1 protein-coding gene is annotated in these 724 nt (G+C 49.6%); it reads left to right on the top strand.

Annotated elements, in window-relative coordinates:
* On the top strand, positions 1 to 724 hold a 724-nt coding region (locus VJI93_RS08310; RefSeq protein ID WP_324009247.1), incomplete at both ends, for a hypothetical protein.

Raw genomic sequence — 724 nt, 5'->3', positions numbered from 1 at the left:
CTACTTCTCTAGGCAGACACATGAACTGAAGAAGGTCACGTTTAAGCTGGATGCAGGTTTTGCCAAGACACCGTTTGGCGTCATGATGTACAAGGATTACAACCTAACAGGTAATGACTTCTCCCTGCTGCAGAACCTTAGTTCGCAGTATGCTGGTGAAGATCCCGTTGTTGAGGTTAGTCCCGAGCGTGTGATGTGCATTCGTGGGGATACTTTATACCTTCAAGTCAGCAATGGACGTGTAGTCAAAGTCAACGCCGATGCAATCTTTATGCAGGAAAATGGTCAAGACGACATCCTATTCGAATCTGGTGCTGTTGTGCCAGCTGATGAGGCCAAACTCAAAGAGCATATAGGCAAACACCAGAAGACGGACACGCTACCATTCAACTGGTATGAGGTCATTAAGGGTGCGCGGGTTAAGGACTCGGAAGACGATCGTGACCGCAAAATCCTGGCATTGCTTTATTGCATTAGCCCTTGGATGTATCGGTGGCGTGGGACGCAGTTGCCTATCGAAATGATGATCGCCGAGCCCGGTTCTGGTAAGTCGACGCTGTATCAGTTGCGCCTAAACATTATGTCGGGTGTGGCTAAGCTACGTAACGCACCGAAGGACCTAAGAGATTGGACGGCATCTGTTTCTGGTGCAGGTGGTTTGCATGTCACCGATAACGTACACATGGGAGACAACAGCCTCCGCCAGGAACTCTCAGACGAACTC

The organism is Parvimonas sp. M20 (genome assembly GCF_035282425.1).
Classification (GTDB): Bacteria; Bacillota; Clostridia; order Tissierellales; family Peptoniphilaceae; genus Parvimonas.
Note: the sequence above shows the minus strand (reverse complement) of the source record. Positions and strands in the feature narration are given on the sequence as shown.